We start from the raw sequence: 238 nt of genomic DNA on the forward strand, positions 1-238 counted from the left end.
ATGTTCTTTAATCCCAATTGGCTGCATATTCCATGATTTACCCCAAAGAAATCATTATCAAATGCGGTATGAATGGCATAAATAGCAATTTTATTTTCAATAGCCTTTAAAACGGCTCTTTCTACATAATTTTTTCCTGTTAAGGACTTTAAGCCTGAAAATATAATAGGATGAAAGCATACAATAAGATTACAGTTTTTTTCAATTGCTTCTTCTACTACATTTTCCAAGGCATCAT

At 30.7% G+C, this 238-nt stretch carries 1 protein-coding gene; it reads right to left on the reverse strand.

What is annotated here, in order from left to right:
- The coding region (locus SB679_RS26165; protein WP_410705328.1) for a Nif3-like dinuclear metal center hexameric protein at window positions 1-238 on the reverse strand (238 nt) is incomplete at both ends.

This window comes from Chryseobacterium sp. SIMBA_029, assembly GCF_046535275.1.
Taxonomy (GTDB): domain Bacteria; phylum Bacteroidota; class Bacteroidia; order Flavobacteriales; family Weeksellaceae; genus Chryseobacterium.